This window comes from Isoptericola sp. NPDC019482 (genome assembly GCF_040632295.1).
Lineage (GTDB): Bacteria > Actinomycetota > Actinomycetes > Actinomycetales > Cellulomonadaceae > Isoptericola.
This window is the reverse complement of sequence record NZ_JBEYBQ010000003.1, coordinates 143127-158061: the sequence shown is the minus strand read 5'-3', so window position 1 is coordinate 158061 and position 14935 is coordinate 143127. Positions and strand designations below refer to the sequence as shown.

13 protein-coding genes are annotated in these 14935 nt (G+C 75.5%); 7 read left to right on the top strand and 6 right to left on the bottom strand.

Going from position 1 to position 14935, the window contains the following annotated elements:
* Positions 1 to 9: 9 nt before the first annotated feature.
* Positions 10 to 918 carry an NAD-dependent protein deacetylase gene (locus ABZ493_RS03910; RefSeq protein WP_430580867.1) on the bottom strand — a complete coding sequence of 303 codons (909 nt, stop codon included), beginning with the start codon at positions 916 to 918 and terminating at the stop codon, positions 10 to 12.
* Between the two features lie 135 nt (positions 919 to 1053).
* Between ABZ493_RS03910 and ABZ493_RS03905 the strand changes: the two genes are divergently transcribed.
* The gene (locus ABZ493_RS03905; protein ID WP_430580866.1) at positions 1054 to 4815 is read left to right on the top strand and encodes a hypothetical protein; all 3762 of its coding nucleotides are present in this window, start codon (positions 1054 to 1056) and stop codon (positions 4813 to 4815) included.
* An 86-nt stretch (positions 4816 to 4901) separates the two neighbouring features.
* Here ABZ493_RS03905 and ABZ493_RS03900 read toward each other — a convergent pair whose 3' ends face one another.
* Genes ABZ493_RS03900 through ABZ493_RS03890 form a run of 3 tightly spaced genes read right to left on the bottom strand, consistent with a single transcriptional unit; the run spans position 4902 to position 8154 of the window.
* Positions 4902 to 6680, bottom strand: a complete 1779-nt coding sequence (locus ABZ493_RS03900) for a carbohydrate-binding domain-containing protein (protein ID WP_430580865.1) — start codon at positions 6678 to 6680, stop codon at positions 4902 to 4904.
* 26 nt (positions 6681 to 6706) lie between these two features.
* Positions 6707 to 7546 (bottom strand): polyphosphate polymerase domain-containing protein, encoded by an 840-nt coding sequence (locus tag ABZ493_RS03895; protein WP_430580864.1) that lies wholly within the window; start codon positions 7544 to 7546, stop codon positions 6707 to 6709.
* Positions 7543 to 8154, bottom strand: a complete 612-nt coding sequence (locus ABZ493_RS03890) for a DUF4956 domain-containing protein (RefSeq protein ID WP_430580863.1) — start codon at positions 8152 to 8154, stop codon at positions 7543 to 7545. Before ABZ493_RS03890 ends, ABZ493_RS03895 begins: the two co-directional genes overlap by 4 nt.
* Positions 8155 to 8339: 185 nt before the next feature.
* On the opposite strand from ABZ493_RS03890, the gene ABZ493_RS03885 reads away from it, so the two are divergent.
* The 6 genes from ABZ493_RS03885 to ABZ493_RS03860 all read left to right on the top strand — a co-directional run bounded on the left by ABZ493_RS03885 (position 8340) and on the right by ABZ493_RS03860 (position 13666).
* Positions 8340 to 8864: a hypothetical protein gene (locus ABZ493_RS03885; RefSeq protein ID WP_430580862.1), complete on the top strand. Its 525-nt coding sequence runs from the start codon at positions 8340 to 8342 to the stop codon at positions 8862 to 8864.
* Entirely contained in the window at positions 8861 to 10090 is a 1230-nt protein-coding gene (locus tag ABZ493_RS03880) for a divalent metal cation transporter (protein ID WP_430580861.1), read from the top strand. Before ABZ493_RS03885 ends, ABZ493_RS03880 begins: the two co-directional genes overlap by 4 nt.
* A complete protein-coding gene (locus ABZ493_RS03875) occupies positions 10087 to 10476 on the top strand; it encodes a hypothetical protein (RefSeq protein ID WP_430580860.1) in 390 nt (129 codons plus the stop codon). The genes ABZ493_RS03880 and ABZ493_RS03875 overlap by 4 nt, the downstream gene beginning before the upstream one ends.
* Positions 10473 to 10916 (top strand): hypothetical protein, encoded by a 444-nt coding sequence (locus ABZ493_RS03870; protein ID WP_430580859.1) that lies wholly within the window; start codon positions 10473 to 10475, stop codon positions 10914 to 10916. The genes ABZ493_RS03875 and ABZ493_RS03870 overlap by 4 nt, the downstream gene beginning before the upstream one ends.
* Entirely contained in the window at positions 10913 to 12016 is a 1104-nt protein-coding gene (locus ABZ493_RS03865; RefSeq protein WP_430580858.1) for an FUSC family protein, read from the top strand. The genes ABZ493_RS03870 and ABZ493_RS03865 overlap by 4 nt, the downstream gene beginning before the upstream one ends.
* A 63-nt stretch (positions 12017 to 12079) precedes the next feature.
* Positions 12080 to 13666, top strand: coding sequence for an NAD-dependent epimerase/dehydratase family protein (locus ABZ493_RS03860; RefSeq protein ID WP_430580857.1), 1587 nt, complete (start codon positions 12080 to 12082; stop codon positions 13664 to 13666).
* Here the strand turns inward: ABZ493_RS03860 and ABZ493_RS03855 are convergent.
* Both ABZ493_RS03855 and ABZ493_RS03850 read right to left on the bottom strand, forming a co-directional pair.
* Positions 13651 to 14337 carry a hypothetical protein gene (locus ABZ493_RS03855; RefSeq protein ID WP_430580856.1) on the bottom strand — a complete coding sequence of 229 codons (687 nt, stop codon included), beginning with the start codon at positions 14335 to 14337 and terminating at the stop codon, positions 13651 to 13653. The two genes, ABZ493_RS03860 and ABZ493_RS03855, sit on opposite strands and share 16 nt — an antisense overlap.
* Positions 14334 to 14918, bottom strand: a complete 585-nt coding sequence (locus tag ABZ493_RS03850; protein WP_430580855.1) for a TetR/AcrR family transcriptional regulator — start codon at positions 14916 to 14918, stop codon at positions 14334 to 14336. Before ABZ493_RS03850 ends, ABZ493_RS03855 begins: the two co-directional genes overlap by 4 nt.
* Between the last annotated feature and the right edge of the window lie 17 nt (positions 14919 to 14935).

Below are 14935 nucleotides of genomic sequence, written 5' to 3'. Positions count from 1 at the left end.
GAGGCCCGGTCAGAGCCGGTCGGCGAGCGCGACGAGCGTCTCGGTGACGCCGTCGTCCACCTTGACGGTGGCGAGCGGGTCGCCGCGGGTCTCGCCGCGGTTGACGATGACGACCGGCTTGCCCGCCTTCGCCGCGTGCCGCACGAACCGCAGCCCGCTCATCACCGTGAGCGACGTGCCCGCCACGAGCAGCGCGTCGGCGCCGTCCACGAGGGCGTAGGCGCGCTGCACGCGCTCGCGCGGCACGTTCTCGCCGAAGTACACGATCTCCGGCTTGAGCACCCCGCCGCAGAACTCGCACGGGGCGGGCACGAAGTGGCTGGTCTGCTCGATGACGGCGTCGGCGTCCGGGGCGGTCTCGATGTCCGCGACGGTCGCGCCGTCGTCGAGCAGCGACTCGACGAACCCCGGGTTGAGCGCGTCCAGCCGTTCCGCGAGGTGCGCGCGGCTGACGACGCGCCCGCACTGCAGGCAGATCACCCGGTCGTAGCGGCCGTGCAGGTCGATGACGTGCCGGGAGCCCGCGTCCTCGTGCAGCAGGTCCACGTTCTGCGTGATGACGCCGCGCAGGACGCCGCGGTCCTCCAGCCGGGCGAGCGCGCGGTGCCCCGCGTTCGGCTCGGTGCGGTGCACCACCTGCCAGCCCACGTGGTTGCGCGCCCAGTAGTGCCGGCGGAACGCCTCGTCCGCCACGAACTGCTGGTAGGTCATCGGCGCGCGCTTCGGCGAGTCGGGGCTGCGGTAGTCCGGGATGCCGGAGTCGGTCGACACCCCCGCGCCGGTCAGCGCGGTGACCGTGCCGCCCGTCAGGACGCGCACGGCGTCGTCCACCGTGCCGTGGTGCACGACGGCGTCGGGCGGGAGCTCCCACCGCCGGTCCTGGTACGTCGGGGCGAGCGGTCGGGGCACGGGTTGCACGCCTTCGAGCGTACGTCGGACGGCGCGGGCGTGCCCGCGCCCTTGACGCCGCACGCCGGCGGGGAATAGCGTGCGGGAAACCGGTTTCCGGTCCCTCGGTCGACGGCGAACGAGGGCGTCTCGACGAGGAGATCCATGGCACCGATCGGGCGGGGCACCCGCACGTCGCTGGCGGTACTGGCCGCCGCGGCACTCACCCTCACCGGCACCCTGACGGCGGTCGCCGCGGGGACGGGCGGCGCGCTCGACGCGAACGCCCTGGAGCCCGGCGCGTACACCACGGTGGTCGACACCGGCACCGACTTCACCATCCACGCCACCGAGTCCAAGGGCGTCGACGTCGACGGCACCGACCGCGTCTCGGACCGGGGCGACCGCTTCACCCAGCGCATCAAGCTCAACGGCACGGGCACCGCCCAGGCACGGTCGCTGCACTTCACGGTCGCGGCCGACGAGGTGCCCACGCAGGTCGTCGTGAGCACGCGCAGCGGCAGCGGCAGCGCCGACCGGGCACTGGCCCTCTACGACGCCGCGGGCGAGGTCGCCCGGGTGGTCGCGCCCGCCGACGACGCCGCGACGCCCGTGGCCACCGCCGCGATGGACGTCACCGCTCCCGGGGACTACTACCTCGCCTCGCCCAGCTCGGGCGTGAGCGTGTACGCGGCCCAGCTCGGCCCGGTGGACCTCGGCGTGCGGGCCGCGTGGTCCGAGGCCGCGGCGCCGACCGTCGACGCCGTCCGCGTCGACCCGGAGCGCCCCGGCACCCTGCTCGTGGACTTCACGGGCCTGCTCGGGGCCGACGGCGGCGACGTCGCACGGGCCACCCTGTACGACGCCGCGGGCGCGGTCGTCGACCAGGCGCTGACCGTCGAGGACGGCCCGGGCGGCACGGTCGCGCTCACCCCGGCGGCCTCGGGCGACCACGAGGTCGAGGTGGCCGTCACCCGCTACGGCGAGGCGGACGCGCACGTGTCCGCGCGTGCCGCGCACGACGGCTTCGTGCTGCCCCTCGCGGTGCCGGAGATCACCTCGGCGCTCACGACGGCGGTCGCCGGCGGCGCCGCGACGGTCACGGTGGAGTGGGGCGCGGTGCCGGAGGCGGCGTCGTACGCCGTCCAGGTCGCCGAGGGCGACGGCTGGACCGCCGCCGTCGACGGCGTGACCGGCACCAGCGCCCAGGTCACCGGGCTCGTCCCGGGCGCCACGTACCGGCTGCGCGTCGTCGCGCAGCGCGGGGACGAGGCCGCGGCCGGGCCCGAGACCGAGGTCACCGTCGCCACCGCCGTCGAGCGCTGGAAGACCGCCGACGTCGGCTCGAACGCCGGGTCCGGCGGGTCCGTCACCGAGAACGCCGACGGCACGATCACGTTCGACGCGCGGGAGTCCAGCACGAAGCTCGCGACGTCCGAGGACGGGTTCCAGTACTTCTACACGGAGGTCGACCCGGAGACGGAGAACTTCACGCTCACCGCGACGTTCCGGGTGGACGACGCGTCCGCGAAGGACAACCAGTCCGGGTTCGGGGTGATCGCCGTCGACACGCTCGTGCCCGACGACTCGGCCGCGCGCTACTTCAACTCCGCGGGCGCGCTGGCGACGCGGTTCGGCGAGGGCTCGGGGACGACGCACGACGGCATGCCGGGCGGCCGGTTCGTCACCGGGTACACCGGGCCGGCTACGGACAACGGCGGCGGTGCGCGCGACCAGAGCGACTCCGCCGAGTTCGACCCGGGCTGGCGGCCCGACGTCTCCGGCCCGAAGTTCGCCACCGGCGACGTCCTCACGCTCTCCCTGCGCCGCTCCAACACCGGGTACCACGCCGTCTGGCACCGCGACGGCGAGGAGCTCGAGGTCATCGACTACGACCCCGGGCTGCTGCAGCGGCAGGACCCCGACCGCCTGTACGTCGGCATGGCCGTGGCCCGCAAGATCCTGGTGACCGTCACCGACTGGGACTTCACCACGATCCGACCCGAGGACGACGAGGCCGCGCAGGAACCGCCCACCGAGTACGTGCCGGCCACCCTGGCCGTGGACGTCACGCGCACCACCCCGGAGCGCAGCATCGACCTGCCGTTCGTCGCGAACATGCACGGCACCGGCCAGGTGCTCGACGCGGACGGCGACGTCGTGGTCGACGGCCTGGACCTCGCGCCCGGGGAACGGACCCTGGCGACGGTCGACCTGCAGCCGGGGGAGAACGCGCTGACCGCCCGCCTGCTGCCGGACGCGGAGCAGCCGCAGCTCGGCGAGCGGGAGGAGCTGGAGTCCACCGACCCGGTCGACGTGCCGCTGACCGTCACGGTCGACTCGTACGGGCTCCCGGGCCAGTCGATCCGGGTGGCCCCCGACGGCACACCCGACGGCGACGGGACCGCGGCGTCCCCGCTCGACCTGCACACCGCGGTCGCGTACGCGCAGGCCGGGCAGCAGATCGTGCTGGCGCCCGGCACCTACACGCCCCCGCGCAAGGTCGTCGTCGAGCGCGGGCGGGACGGCACGCAGGACGCGCCCATCACGCTCATGTCCGAGCCCGGCTCGCGCGCGGTGCTCGACCTGTCGCAGTCGCCCGACGGCGGGCTCGTGCTGCGCGGCGACTGGTGGCACGTGTACGACCTGGAGATCACCGGCTCGCTCGACAAGGCGAAGCCGATGCTGATCGAGGGGCACCACAACGTCGTCGAGCGTGTCGAGACGCACCACAACGCCGACACGGGGCTGCAGATCTCGGGCCGCAGCGCCGAGCCGCCGTCGATGTGGCCGTCGCACAACCTCGTGGTCTCGTCCGTGGCGCATCACAACGCCGACGCGGGCGGCAACGACGCGGACGGCTTCGCGGCCAAGCTCACCGTCGGCGAGGGGAACGTGTTCCGCCACGACATCGCGTACAACAACATCGACGACGGCTGGGACCTGTTCGCGAAGTCGATCAGCGGCCCCATCGGCACGGTCGTCATCGAGGACTCGGTCGCGTACGACAACGGCTGGCTCTCGGACGACCCGTCGCGCACCGGCGAGGGCAACGGGTTCAAGCTGGGCGGCGAGTCCATGCCGGGCGACCACCTGCTCCGCAACGCGGTCAGCTACGGGAACCTCGGCACGGGCGTCACGTCGAACTCCGGCCCGGACGTGCGCGTCGACGGCGTGACGTCGGTCGGGAACGACCGCGGCGTGCGGCTGGAGACCAACGCGGCCGCCACGGCGTTCGAGGCCCGCGGGGTGATCTCGTGGCGCAACACGGGCCTCGACACCGTCGTGCTGCGGCAGGACGACACGTCGTTGCTGACCGACCCGTCGAACCACTGGAGCCTCGGCGGCGCGTCCGCGGTCGACGAGGGCTGGTTCGTCTCGACCGACCTCGACGGCGTGCGCCCCGAGATCGCCGCCGACGGGTCGATCGACCTGCACGGCCTGCTCGAGCTCACCGACGCCGCGCCCGCGGACGCCGGCGCGCGGTTCGCCCCCGTCGAGGACCCGACCGCCATCGAGGTGCTGCCGGAGGTGACGGTGCCGCTGGAGAACACGGTGGCGCCGTCGATCGAGGGCGACGCGGCCAAGGGCGCGGTGCTCACCGCCGTGCCGGGCGAGTGGACGCGGGACGACGCCCGGCTCACCTACCGCTGGCTGCGCGACGGCGAGCCCGTCCGCGGCCGCGGCGACCGGGCGACGTACCAGGTGAAGCAGCCCGACGTCGGGCACGAGCTGTCGGTCGAGGTCACCGCCACGGTCGCCGGGCAGGACCCGGTCGTCGCGACGTCCGACCCCGTGACCGTCGACGGTCGCGACGGCGGCGGGCACGGCGGCGGGCACGGCGGCGGGCACGGTGGCGGGCACGGCGGACTGGTGGACGCGGTGCGCGACCTGCTCGACTGGCTGCGCGGGATCTTCGCGTCCTGACCCTGCGTGCTCGGGTGCTGTGAGCGGGCGTCTGGCCCTGTTTCCGAACGGAACGGGGCCAGACGCCCGCTCACAGCGTGCCGGGGTCAGCTCGCGGTCTGGTCGCCGCCCTGACCGCCGCCGGGCATCATGCCGCCCGCGGGCGCCTCGCCCGCGGTGGCGGTGCCGACCTCGTCGCCGTCGGCGGTGAGCGTGTACGTGTCGCCGTCGGTGATCTCCGGGCCGGTGTAGACGACGGACTGCGCGGTCTTCGAGAGCGTGATCGTCGCGACCTGCGTGCCGTCGGCGTCCACGACCGCGACCTCGGTCCCGGCGTCGAGCGTGGAGTCGGCGGTGAGTGCCACCCAGCCCTGTGACGAGCCCTCCGAGGGGGCCTCCGCCATGCCCGAGGAGCCCACCGCGAGCAGCGTGCCGCCCGTGACGTCCAGGGCGCCGGCGACGTCGAGCGCGCCGTTCCCGCCGTTCGTCGGACCCTCGACGACGATCGTGCCGCCGCTGATCTCCGCGACGCCGTTGGAGTCCAGCCCGTCGCCCTCGGCGTCCACGTGCAGCGTGCCGTCGGTGACGGTGATCGACGCGCCCGCCATGACCTGGTCCATCGGGGCGCCGCCGCCACCGCCCTGCGGCATCTCCCCGTCGCCACCGCCCTGCGGCATCTCCCCGTCGGCGGGCGGCTCCGGCATCTCGCCGTCCGCGGGCGGCTCGCCGGTCGGCATCTCGCCGTCCGCGGGCGGCTCCTGCTGCGCCTGCTGGTCGCCGTCCGTCGTGCCGTCCGTCGTGCCGTCGGTCGTGCTGTCGGTGGTGTCGTCGGTGGTGGTGTCGTCGGTGGCCGTGTCGTCCTCGGCCTCCTTGACGGTCGCGTTGAGCCCGTCATCGGTGGAGATGATGTCGGTGTCGCCGCCGGAGACGGCGATGGTCGCGGCCTCGACGCCCTCCTCGGAGCCGGTCACCGTGAGGGTGCCGCCGGTGATCGCGACGTCGGTGAAGCCCTGCACGCCGTCGGAGCCGGCGTCGACGGTGACGTCGCCGCCGGTGAGCGCGACGTACCCGGCGGTGGCGTCGTCGTCGGCGTCGGACTTCAGCCCGTCGCCACCGGCGGTGACGTCGATCGTGCCGCCGGAGACGACGAGGTAGTCCTTGCCGCGGATCGCGTCGTCGGCGGCGTCGACGGTGATCGTGCCGCTCGTGATCACGAGCCCGTCCTTGCCGGTGATGCCGTCGTTCGCGTTCCCGACCACGTCGAGCGCGCCGCCGCCGGAGATCGCGAGGTCGGCGGTCGAGTACAGCGCGGCGTTGGCGGCGTTGTCGGACGTCGTGTCCGCGTACTCCGCGGCGTCCTCGAGCCGGTTGGTGGAGCCGTCGGCGAGCACGACGGACACCTGGTCGGCGTCCTGCACGTCGATCGCGGCGCCGGTGGAGCTGGTGACGTCCGCGCCGTCGAGCACGAGGCGCACGACGCCGTCGACCGACGAGTCGACGACGACCTGGCCGTCGTCGAGCGTGCCGGAGATCCGGTACGTGCCCGGCTGCGTGATGGTCACGGTCGACCCGTCGACGGTGACGCCGTCGCCGGAGGCCGACGCAGAGTCGCCGTCGAGCGTCACGGCGACCTCGTCGGCCGTGTCCCAGGTCTGGTCGGCCAGCGCGGCGGTCTCGTCGGACGAGAGGTTGTCCGCGAGGACGTCCTGGGCCGAGCGGCCGGAGTTGTCCGTCGCGGAGATCTCGGCGGTGGTGGTGCCGGAGCCGTCCGACGTCGCGGTCGCGGAGCCGTCGCTGCACGCGGCGAGCGCGCCGACGGTGAGGGTGCCCGCGGCGGCGAGCGCCACGGTGCGGGTCCAGATCTTCTTCGGGCGGGGGATGCGCATGGTTCGGGTCCTCTCGGGTGGTGAGGTCAGGCGGAGCCGAGCCGCTCGCGCCGGAGGCGGCGCCAGGGGTGGTCGGGCAGGTCGGGCCGCAGGGTGGCGAGCCCGGTCGCGTACTTGGAGATGCGGTCGGGGCGGTGGCCGGCGCGCCACAGGGCGCGGTCGGCGGACGACGGCGCGGTACCGGCCTTCGTCTCGACGACGACGAGGTCGCCGACGTCGGCGGTGCCGGGTGCGCCGGGTGTGTCGGGGGAGGAGGCGCCGGGCCCGGCGAGCCGCCACCGCAGGCCCGTGTCGAGGGTCAGGCGGGCGTCGTCCAGCAGCACGGTCGTGCGGCGGTAGGACGAGCGCAGCACGGGCGCGAGGGCGGACGACGGCGGTGCGTCGAGGTGGGCGGCCGCGAGCCGGTCGTCGACGAACTCCAGGCCCGCCCCGTCCAGCGGGGCGGCGAGCTCCCACGCGCAGCGCTCCTTGACGGTGACGCCGCGGGCGGCGCGCGTCTTGACCTCGAGGAACGTGGTGTTCCCGGTGTCGACGTAGGTGCGCGTGCGGACCTTGAACCGCCGCCGCCGGCGGCGCGCGGCCATCCGGAAGGTCAGCAGGTCGGGCGTGTCGTAGTACGTGGAGGCGTAGGTGAAGGCGCGTTCGCCGCCGATCTCCAGCACCCGGGGGCGAGCCTGTGCGGCGAGGGTCGCGAGCATGGCGCCGACTTCGGCGGGGGTGAGCACGTACTTGCGGTCGACCCTGGTCTGCAGGGCGGCGGTGGCGTCGAGCTCCTCGAGGCTGACGCCGTCGCCGCCCGCCAGGCCGCGCGCCACGACCTCGGCCACCGCGCCGTCGGCCCGCGCGATCGTCGCCGCGCCGCTCACCGCGCCACCGCCAGCGGGCGGTCCTGCGGCTCGGCCGCCGGGGGTACAGGGCGGGCTTCCTCGCGGGGCAGCTCGTAGCGCACCTCGACGCGGGTCGTGTCGTCGGCGAGGTCGAGCTCCTGCACGGAGACGGAGCGGACCCGGGCGCCGCCGAGCAGCAGCTCGAGGCGGGCGACCAGCTCGTGCTCGTCGGCGATCGCCTGGTCGAGCACGATCGTCTGGCTGGCGTGCCGCGCGAGCAGGCGGGGGTGGTCGGCCACGGCCATGACGAGCAGGATCAGGGCCGTCCCCGCGATGCTCATCCAGCCGCCCGACGTGCCGAGACCGCCCAGCAGGCCCATCGCCAGGGCCGCGAAGTAGTACGCCACCTCGCGCTGCGACAGCTCGTTGGACCGCAGCCGGATGATCGACAGCACGCCGAACAGCCCCAGCCCGAGCCCGGCGGCGATCGAGCTCGACGCCAGCACGGCCGACACCGCCAGGACGCCGACGTTGACGCCGAGGTACGCGACCACCAGGTCGCGGCGGCGGTGCCGGGGGAAGTAGAGGGCGAATGTCAGGATCGAGACGGCGACGAGGTCGACGGCGTAGAAGGCTGCGGGAGGCATGCGGGCTCCGGGGGACGGGGACCGGTCGTGGTCCGTGGGTGGGGATGACACCCAGTGGACACCTCCCGTTCAGGTGGGCACTGGGGGCATCCTGGGAAACGGCTGCGAGGGGTGGGCGGTCGCTGGGAACGACGCCGAGCAGGCCCGGCATGCGGGCATTCGCCGGCCGTGCTGATCATCAGGGCGTGACGCAGGAGACACGACGACGCCGGCTCGCGGCCGCCGGCCTCGCGCTCGTCGTCACCCTCGCGACCCTGCTGGCGGGGACGGGGTGCGTCGCCAGCCGGCAGGAGCCCGGCCAGGCGACCGCGGCGGTGGCTGGCGCGCTCGCCGAGGCAGGCTCGGCGGGCGAGACCGCGCGGATCGCCGTCGGCCTGCTCGACGACGGGCGCATCACGGGCCCGGTCGCCGACGCCGCGCTGCTGGACCAGCTGCGCGTGCTCGACGACGCGGAGTCGGCGCTCACGACGCTCGTCCCGCCCGACGCCGCGTCGGCCGCCCGCCGGACCACCGGTCTGGCCGCGGTGGGCGACGTCTCGGACGCCGTCGTCGCGGCGCGCTCCTGGGTGGCCGTCCGGTCCGGGGGAGACCTCGCCGGCGCCGCCGGCGCCGATCCCGAGGTGCCGGCGTCCGCCGACGATGCGCTCTCCGAGCTCGCGACCGCCCTCGACGCGACCGACGCCGCCCTCGCCGAGGCGGGCGGGCCGTGAAGAAGCTGCTCGCCGCCGCGCTCGGCATCCTCACCGCCATCGGCGGGTTCGTCGACATCGGGGACCTGGTGACCAACGCCGTCGTCGGGTCCCGGTTCGGCATGTCGCTCGCCTGGGTGGTGGTGCTGGGCGTCGTCGGCATCGTGCTGTTCGCGAGCATGTCCGGGCGGGTCGCGGCGGTGAGCGGCCGCGCCACCTTCGAGATCATCCGCGAGCGCCTCGGCCCGCGGGCCGCGGGGGCGAACCTCCTCGCGTCGTTCGCCATCAACCTGCTCACGCTCACCGCAGAGGTCGGGGGCATCGCGCTCGCCCTGCACCTCGCGAGCAGCGTGGAGCCGCGCCTGTGGATCCCGGTCGCGGCGCTCGCGGTGTGGCTCGTGCTGTGGCGCGTGAAGTTCCAGGTCATGGAGAACGTCGCCGGGCTCATGGGGCTGCTGCTCGTGGGGTTCGCGATCGCGCTGTTCCAGCTCGGTCCGGACTGGGGCGAGCTGCTGCGCCAGGCCGTGCCGCCGTCGCCGCCCGGCACCGAGCACCCGGCGTCGTACTGGTACTACGCGATCGCGCTGTTCGGCGCGGCGATGACGCCGTACGAGGTGTTCTTCTTCTCCTCCGGCGCCGTCGAGGAGAGGTGGACCGCCAAGGACCTCGGCACCAACCGGCTCAACGTGCTGCTCGGCTTCCCCCTGGGCGGCCTGCTCTCGCTCGCGATCGCCGGGTGCGCCGCCGTCGTGCTGATGCCGGCGGGCATCGAGGTGTCGTCGCTGTCCCAGATCGTGCTGCCGGTCGCGCAGGCGGGCGGCGTGCTGCTGCTCGCCGTCGTCATCCTCGGGATCGTGGCCGCGACGTTCGGCGCCGCCCTGGAGACGGCCCTGTCCAGCGGGTACACGCTGGCGCAGTACCTCGGCTGGTCGTGGGGCAAGTTCCGCCGGCCGGCGCGGGCGGCGCGCTTCCACCTCACGATGATCGTGGCGCTGCTGCTCGCCGTCGGGATCCTCATGACGAGCGTGGACCCGGTGGCGGTGACGGAGATGTCGGTGGTCTTCTCGGCCGTCGCGCTGCCGCTGACGTACGTGCCGATCCTCGTGGTCGCCAACGACCCGGAGTACATGGGCGAGCACGTCAACGGGCGGGTGGTGAACGCGCTGGGCACGGTGTACCTGGTGATCGTGGTCGTCGCGGCCGTCGCGGCGATCCCGCTGATGATCGCGACGGGAGCGGGGTCATGACGGAGCCGAGGGGAGAGGTGCGCCTCGTCGACGCCTGCCTGCACCTGTTGAGCCGGCAGGTGCTCGACGTCGACGGCGAGCCCGCCGGGGTGGTGGACGACCTGGCGCTCGCCGGGCCCGACGGCGGCGAGGTCGAGGCCGGCCGGGACGTGCACGTCGACGCGATCCTCGTCGGCCCGGTGCTGGCCACCCGGTTGTTCGGCGGTCGCGTGCCCGACAGCCAGATGCCCCGCATCGCGTGGGACGACGTCGGCCACGTCGGCACGGCGCTCGAGCTCACCGTGCCCTCGGACGCCCTCGACGCGGTGTGGGTGGAGCGCTGGGTCCGCGAGCGCCTGATCGCGCGCATCCCGGGCGGCCGGCACGACCCGGAGGCGGGGGCATGAACGTCGGCGACCTGCTCGACGCGCGCGTCGTCGGGCCCGACGGAGCGGCCCTCGGCGTGGTCGTCGACGTCCGCCTGGCGGTCGAGGTGGTCGACGAGCCGGACGACCGGCCCGGCGCGGGGGAGGACCGCGAGGAGGCGGAGCACGACCCGCCGCTGAGCGCGCAGGCGCGGCGGGACGCCGTCGGCGGGGCGCGCCTGGTCGGGCTGCTGGTCGGTCCGCGCGGGGCCGGGTCGTTCCACGGGTACGAGCGCACCGACGTGCGGTCGCCGTGGCCGATCCCGCAGCTCGTGCGCCGCCGCCACCGCGGCACGTTCCTCGTGCGCTGGGAGGACGTCGCGGCGGTGGACGCCGGGGCCCCGGGTGGCGACGCGCGTCGCGTGCGCCTGGCGCCGGGTTACGCCGAGCTGCCGGCGGAGCTCCCGTCGGAGGGCCGATGACGGAAGGCGCGGTGCCGTGGTGGAGGCGCGCGCCCGCCGCCGCGCACCGCACCTGGGTGCGGCACCCCCGCTGGTCGCTCGCGACCCGGGGCGCGGTCGCCGCGGCGCTCGCCTGGCTGGTCGGGGTGGTCGCGCCCGCGCCCTTCTCCGAGTACCCGTACTACGCCCCGTTGGGCGCCGTCATCGCCACGACGAGCACGCTCGCCCGGTCGGTCCGGGAGTCGGCGCAGAGCGTGGGGGCGCTGCTGCTGGGGGCCGCGATCGCGATCGTGGTCGACACGGTGCTGGCGCCGGGGGTGCTGTCGGTGGCCCTCGTCGTGGGGGTGGCGCTGCTGTGCTCCGGCTGGCGGGTGTTCGGGGGACAGGGCGCGTGGGTCGCGAACTCGGCCATCTTCGTGCTCGTCCTGGGGCGCGGGGAGGACGCGGAGTACGTGGGGGCCTTCGCGGGACTGGTCCTGGTGGGGGCGGCCATCGGGACGGCGGTCAACCTCCTGCTGCCCTCGTTGCTGCTCACCCCGTCGGGGCTCGCGCTGGGCGGCCTGCGCGACGCCCTCGTGGAGCAGCTCGACGACCTGGCGGGCTGGCTCGACGACCAGGGGCCGCTCGACCCGGAGGAGTGGGAGCGGCGTCGTCACGCCCTGTCTCCCACGATCGAGGCCGCGCGGGCGGCGGTCGCGCACTCGCAGGAGGCGTCGCGCGGCAACCCGCGCGCCAGGCGGCACGGCGAGCGCGCCCGGTCGCAGTCCCGGGAGGCGCACCTGCTCGGGACCACCGCGGAGGTGGTCGACGAGGTGGTGCGGCTCCTGGTCGGCTGGGAGGCGGCCGGGCGGGACGACGTCGCGTTCGGGCCCCGGCTGCGCCCGGAGCTCGCGGCGGCGGTGCGCGCCCTCGCCGACGCCCTGCGCCCGCCGGCGGACGACGCGGCGTCCGACGCCGCCGCTGCGTCGGCGGCGGACGACCCCGGCGCGAGGTTCGTCCGGGCGGTGGACCGCCTGCAGGCCGCGGTGCGGGAGTCGCGACAGGGCTCCGACGACGACCACCTGGTCGCCGGCGCGCTCGTCGTCGCGCTGCGCCGCGCCGCGGACGTGCTGACCGGCTGAGCCGTCACCTGGCCCGACGCGGCTCGTCTGCGGGCACGGGCCGCCGGTGACACGGTGTGCGGCATGCGGGTCGTCGTGGTGGGTCAGACGGGGAACGTCGGGACGGCAGTGCTGCGCGTGCTGGCGGACGAGCCGGAGGTGACCTCGGTCCTGGGCGTCGCGCGTCGGCTGCCCGACCGGACGGCCGAGCCGTACCGGCGCGCGGAGTGGGCGGCCGTGGACCTGGCGGACCACGACGAGGACGCCGTCGTCGCGCGGCTCACGGGGCTGTTCCGCGGCGCGGACGCCGTCGTCCACCTCGCGTGGCTGATCCAGCCGAACCGGGACCGGGACCTGCTGCGCGCCGTCAACGTGGAGGGCACCCGCCGGGTGGCCCGGGCGGTGGTCGCGGCCGGCGTGCCGCACCTCGTCGCGGCGTCGTCCGTCGGCGTGTACGCGCCGGTCGACGACGACGTGCCGCGCGCCGAGGACTGGCCCGCCGACGGCATCGCGACCTCCCACTACAGCGTCGACAAGGCCGCCCAGGAGGACGTGCTGGACGACCTGGAGCGGGCGCACCCCGGCGTCACGGTCGCGCGGCTGCGCACCGCGCTCGTCTTCCAGGGAGACGCGGGCGCGGAGGTGACGAGGCTGTTCGTCGGGAGGGTCCTGCCGGTGGGCCTGCTGCGCCTCGGCCGCCCGCCGCTGCTGCCGCTGCCCGCCGGGCTGCGGCTCCAGGCCGTGCACGCCGACGACGCCGCGGACGCCTACCGGCGCGTGCTGCTGCGCCGGGCGGGCGGCGCGTTCAACGTGGCCGCCGCCGACCTGCTGCGCGGCGACGACGTCGCCCGGCTGGTGGACCACGGCCGTCTCGTCGAGGTGCCGCCCGCGGCGGTGCGCGCGGCGGTGTCGCTCGCGTACGCCGCGCACGCCGTCGCGGCGGACCCGGGCTGGGTGGACATGGCCATGGGCGCGCCCGTGATGGACACGACGCGGGCGGTCACGGAGCTCGGCTGGCGGGCGCGGACGTCGGCGGGCGACGCGCTCCAGGAGGTCGTGGCGGGCATGGCCGAGGGGCGCGGGCTGGGCTCCGCGCCGCTGCGGCCGTCGGCCACGCGGCCCGCCGGCGCGTCCACGCTGCCGCTGCGCGGAGCGCACCCGGAGGTGCCCCCGCAGGTGGACCGGGAGCTGCTCGCCCTGTACCTGTCGGACCATCTCACGGGTGCCACGGCGGGCCTCGGGCGCATCGAGCGGATGGTGGGCGACTACGCCGACCTGCCGCTGCACGCCGAGCTGACGGAGGTGGCGGAGCAGATCCGCGGGGAGCGCGAGCTGTACCAGCAGCTGCTGCGGGAGCTCGGCCTGCCGCGCCGGCGTCACCGCCAGCTCCTGGCGGGCGTGGCGGAGCGGCTCGGGCGGCTCAAGCTCAACGGGCGGGTGGTGGAGCGGTCGCCGATGTCGGTGGTGCTGGAGGCGGAGCTCATGCGGTCCGCCGTCGCGGGCAAGCTGGGCGGTTGGCAGACGCTGGAGGAGCACGCCGCCGAGCTCGGGCTCGACCCCGCCCAGTTCCGCGAGCTCGGCGAGCGCGCACAGCGGCAGCTCGCCACCCTCGACCGCCTGCACGAGTACGCGCGCCGGCGGGCGTTCCGGGAGGACTACACGGGCCAGTAGGCCCCGCCGGACACGAAGGTGGCGGCGTTGGCCGCGAGCAGCACGGCCGTCGCGGCCAGCAGCGCGGTGAGGACGTCCGCGGCGGGCCGCGCCGTCCGCCGTGCGAGCGCGACGGCGCGCCGGACGGGAGGCGAGTCCTTCCCCGCCGCCAGGGCGAGCACGACCAGGCACAGGGGCGCCTGGCTGACCAGGAACCAGCCCGTGAAGACGGCGGCGCCGGCGAGCAGGGAGGGCGCGCTCGCGCCCACCGTGGCCAGCGCGTAGAACGTGGGGTCGCTCAGGGCGGACACGCCCCAGAAGATGCCGGCGAGCGACATCGCCACCGGGCCGGCCAGCACGGACCGCTTCCGCTCGGGGGCGGGGTCGTGCCGGCGCACCCAGCGGCGCGCGGCCCAGACGCCCAGGCCCGCGGCCGCGACGAGCTGGGCCACGAGGCGCACCGGGTCGGGGACGGACAGGGCGTCGCGCAGCCACGCCACGACGTGCTGCACGGACTCGCCGAGCACGAGCCCGGTCAGCACGGTGGTCAGCCAGGCCGTCGCGAAGAAGAGCAGGACGACGCGTCGCCGGGCGCCGGCTGCCAGCGCCGGGACGACGAGCAGCGCGCCGAACGGATCCAGCCCCGCCACGCCGAGCCCGAACACGCTGCCGACCACCGCGAGCGTGCTCACGGCGCGTCACCCGCCGGCAGCTGGGGCGCGAAGAGCGCGACCAGGTGGTCGACGGCCGCGTCCCGGTCGAGGACGCCGGCCTGGACGGCGGCCACGAGGTTGTCCGCCGCGCCCAGGAACATGACGAGCATCCCGGTCTCCCGACCCGCCGGGACGCCGAGCGCCTCGGCGAGCCGCGGCGCGGAGGCCGGCAGCTCGAAGACGTGCTGCTCGACGTCCTGCGCGGCCGTGCGCGCGGCCGACACCGTGTCGTACACCTCGCCCGCGCCCAGGCTGTGGTCCACGTAGGTCCGCGCCAGGACCTCGAGGACCTCCGGGCGGGAGACGCCGCGGGCCGCGGCCCGCTCCAGCGCCTCGGTCACGACCGTCTCGTACCCGGCCACGACGTGCCGCTCCATCTGGAGGAGCAGGTCGGCCAGGGAGTCGAAGAGGCGGTACGCGATCGGTTTGGTCACCCCGCCCGCCTCGGCCACGCGCGCCAGGGTGACGGCGCGCCCGCCCTCGGCCCGGGCGATCTCGACGCCCGCCGCGACCAGCATCGCGCGCCGCTCGGCGGCGGGGACACGAGGGGTCTGGTGCACGGCGGCCTCCGGAGGTG

Coding starts and splice junctions, on each gene's coding strand:
- ABZ493_RS03905 (WP_430580866.1), top strand. CDS start 1,054: ATGGCACCGATCGGGCGGGGCACCCGCACGTCGCTGGCGGTACTGGCC.
- ABZ493_RS03900 (WP_430580865.1), bottom strand. CDS start 6,680: ATGCGCATCCCCCGCCCGAAGAAGATCTGGACCCGCACCGTGGCGCTC.
- ABZ493_RS03890 (WP_430580863.1), bottom strand. CDS start 8,154: ATGCCTCCCGCAGCCTTCTACGCCGTCGACCTCGTCGCCGTCTCGATC.
- ABZ493_RS03875 (WP_430580860.1), top strand. CDS start 10,087: ATGACGGAGCCGAGGGGAGAGGTGCGCCTCGTCGACGCCTGCCTGCAC.
- ABZ493_RS03870 (WP_430580859.1), top strand. CDS start 10,473: ATGAACGTCGGCGACCTGCTCGACGCGCGCGTCGTCGGGCCCGACGGA.
- ABZ493_RS03865 (WP_430580858.1), top strand. CDS start 10,913: ATGACGGAAGGCGCGGTGCCGTGGTGGAGGCGCGCGCCCGCCGCCGCG.
- ABZ493_RS03860 (WP_430580857.1), top strand. CDS start 12,080: ATGCGGGTCGTCGTGGTGGGTCAGACGGGGAACGTCGGGACGGCAGTG.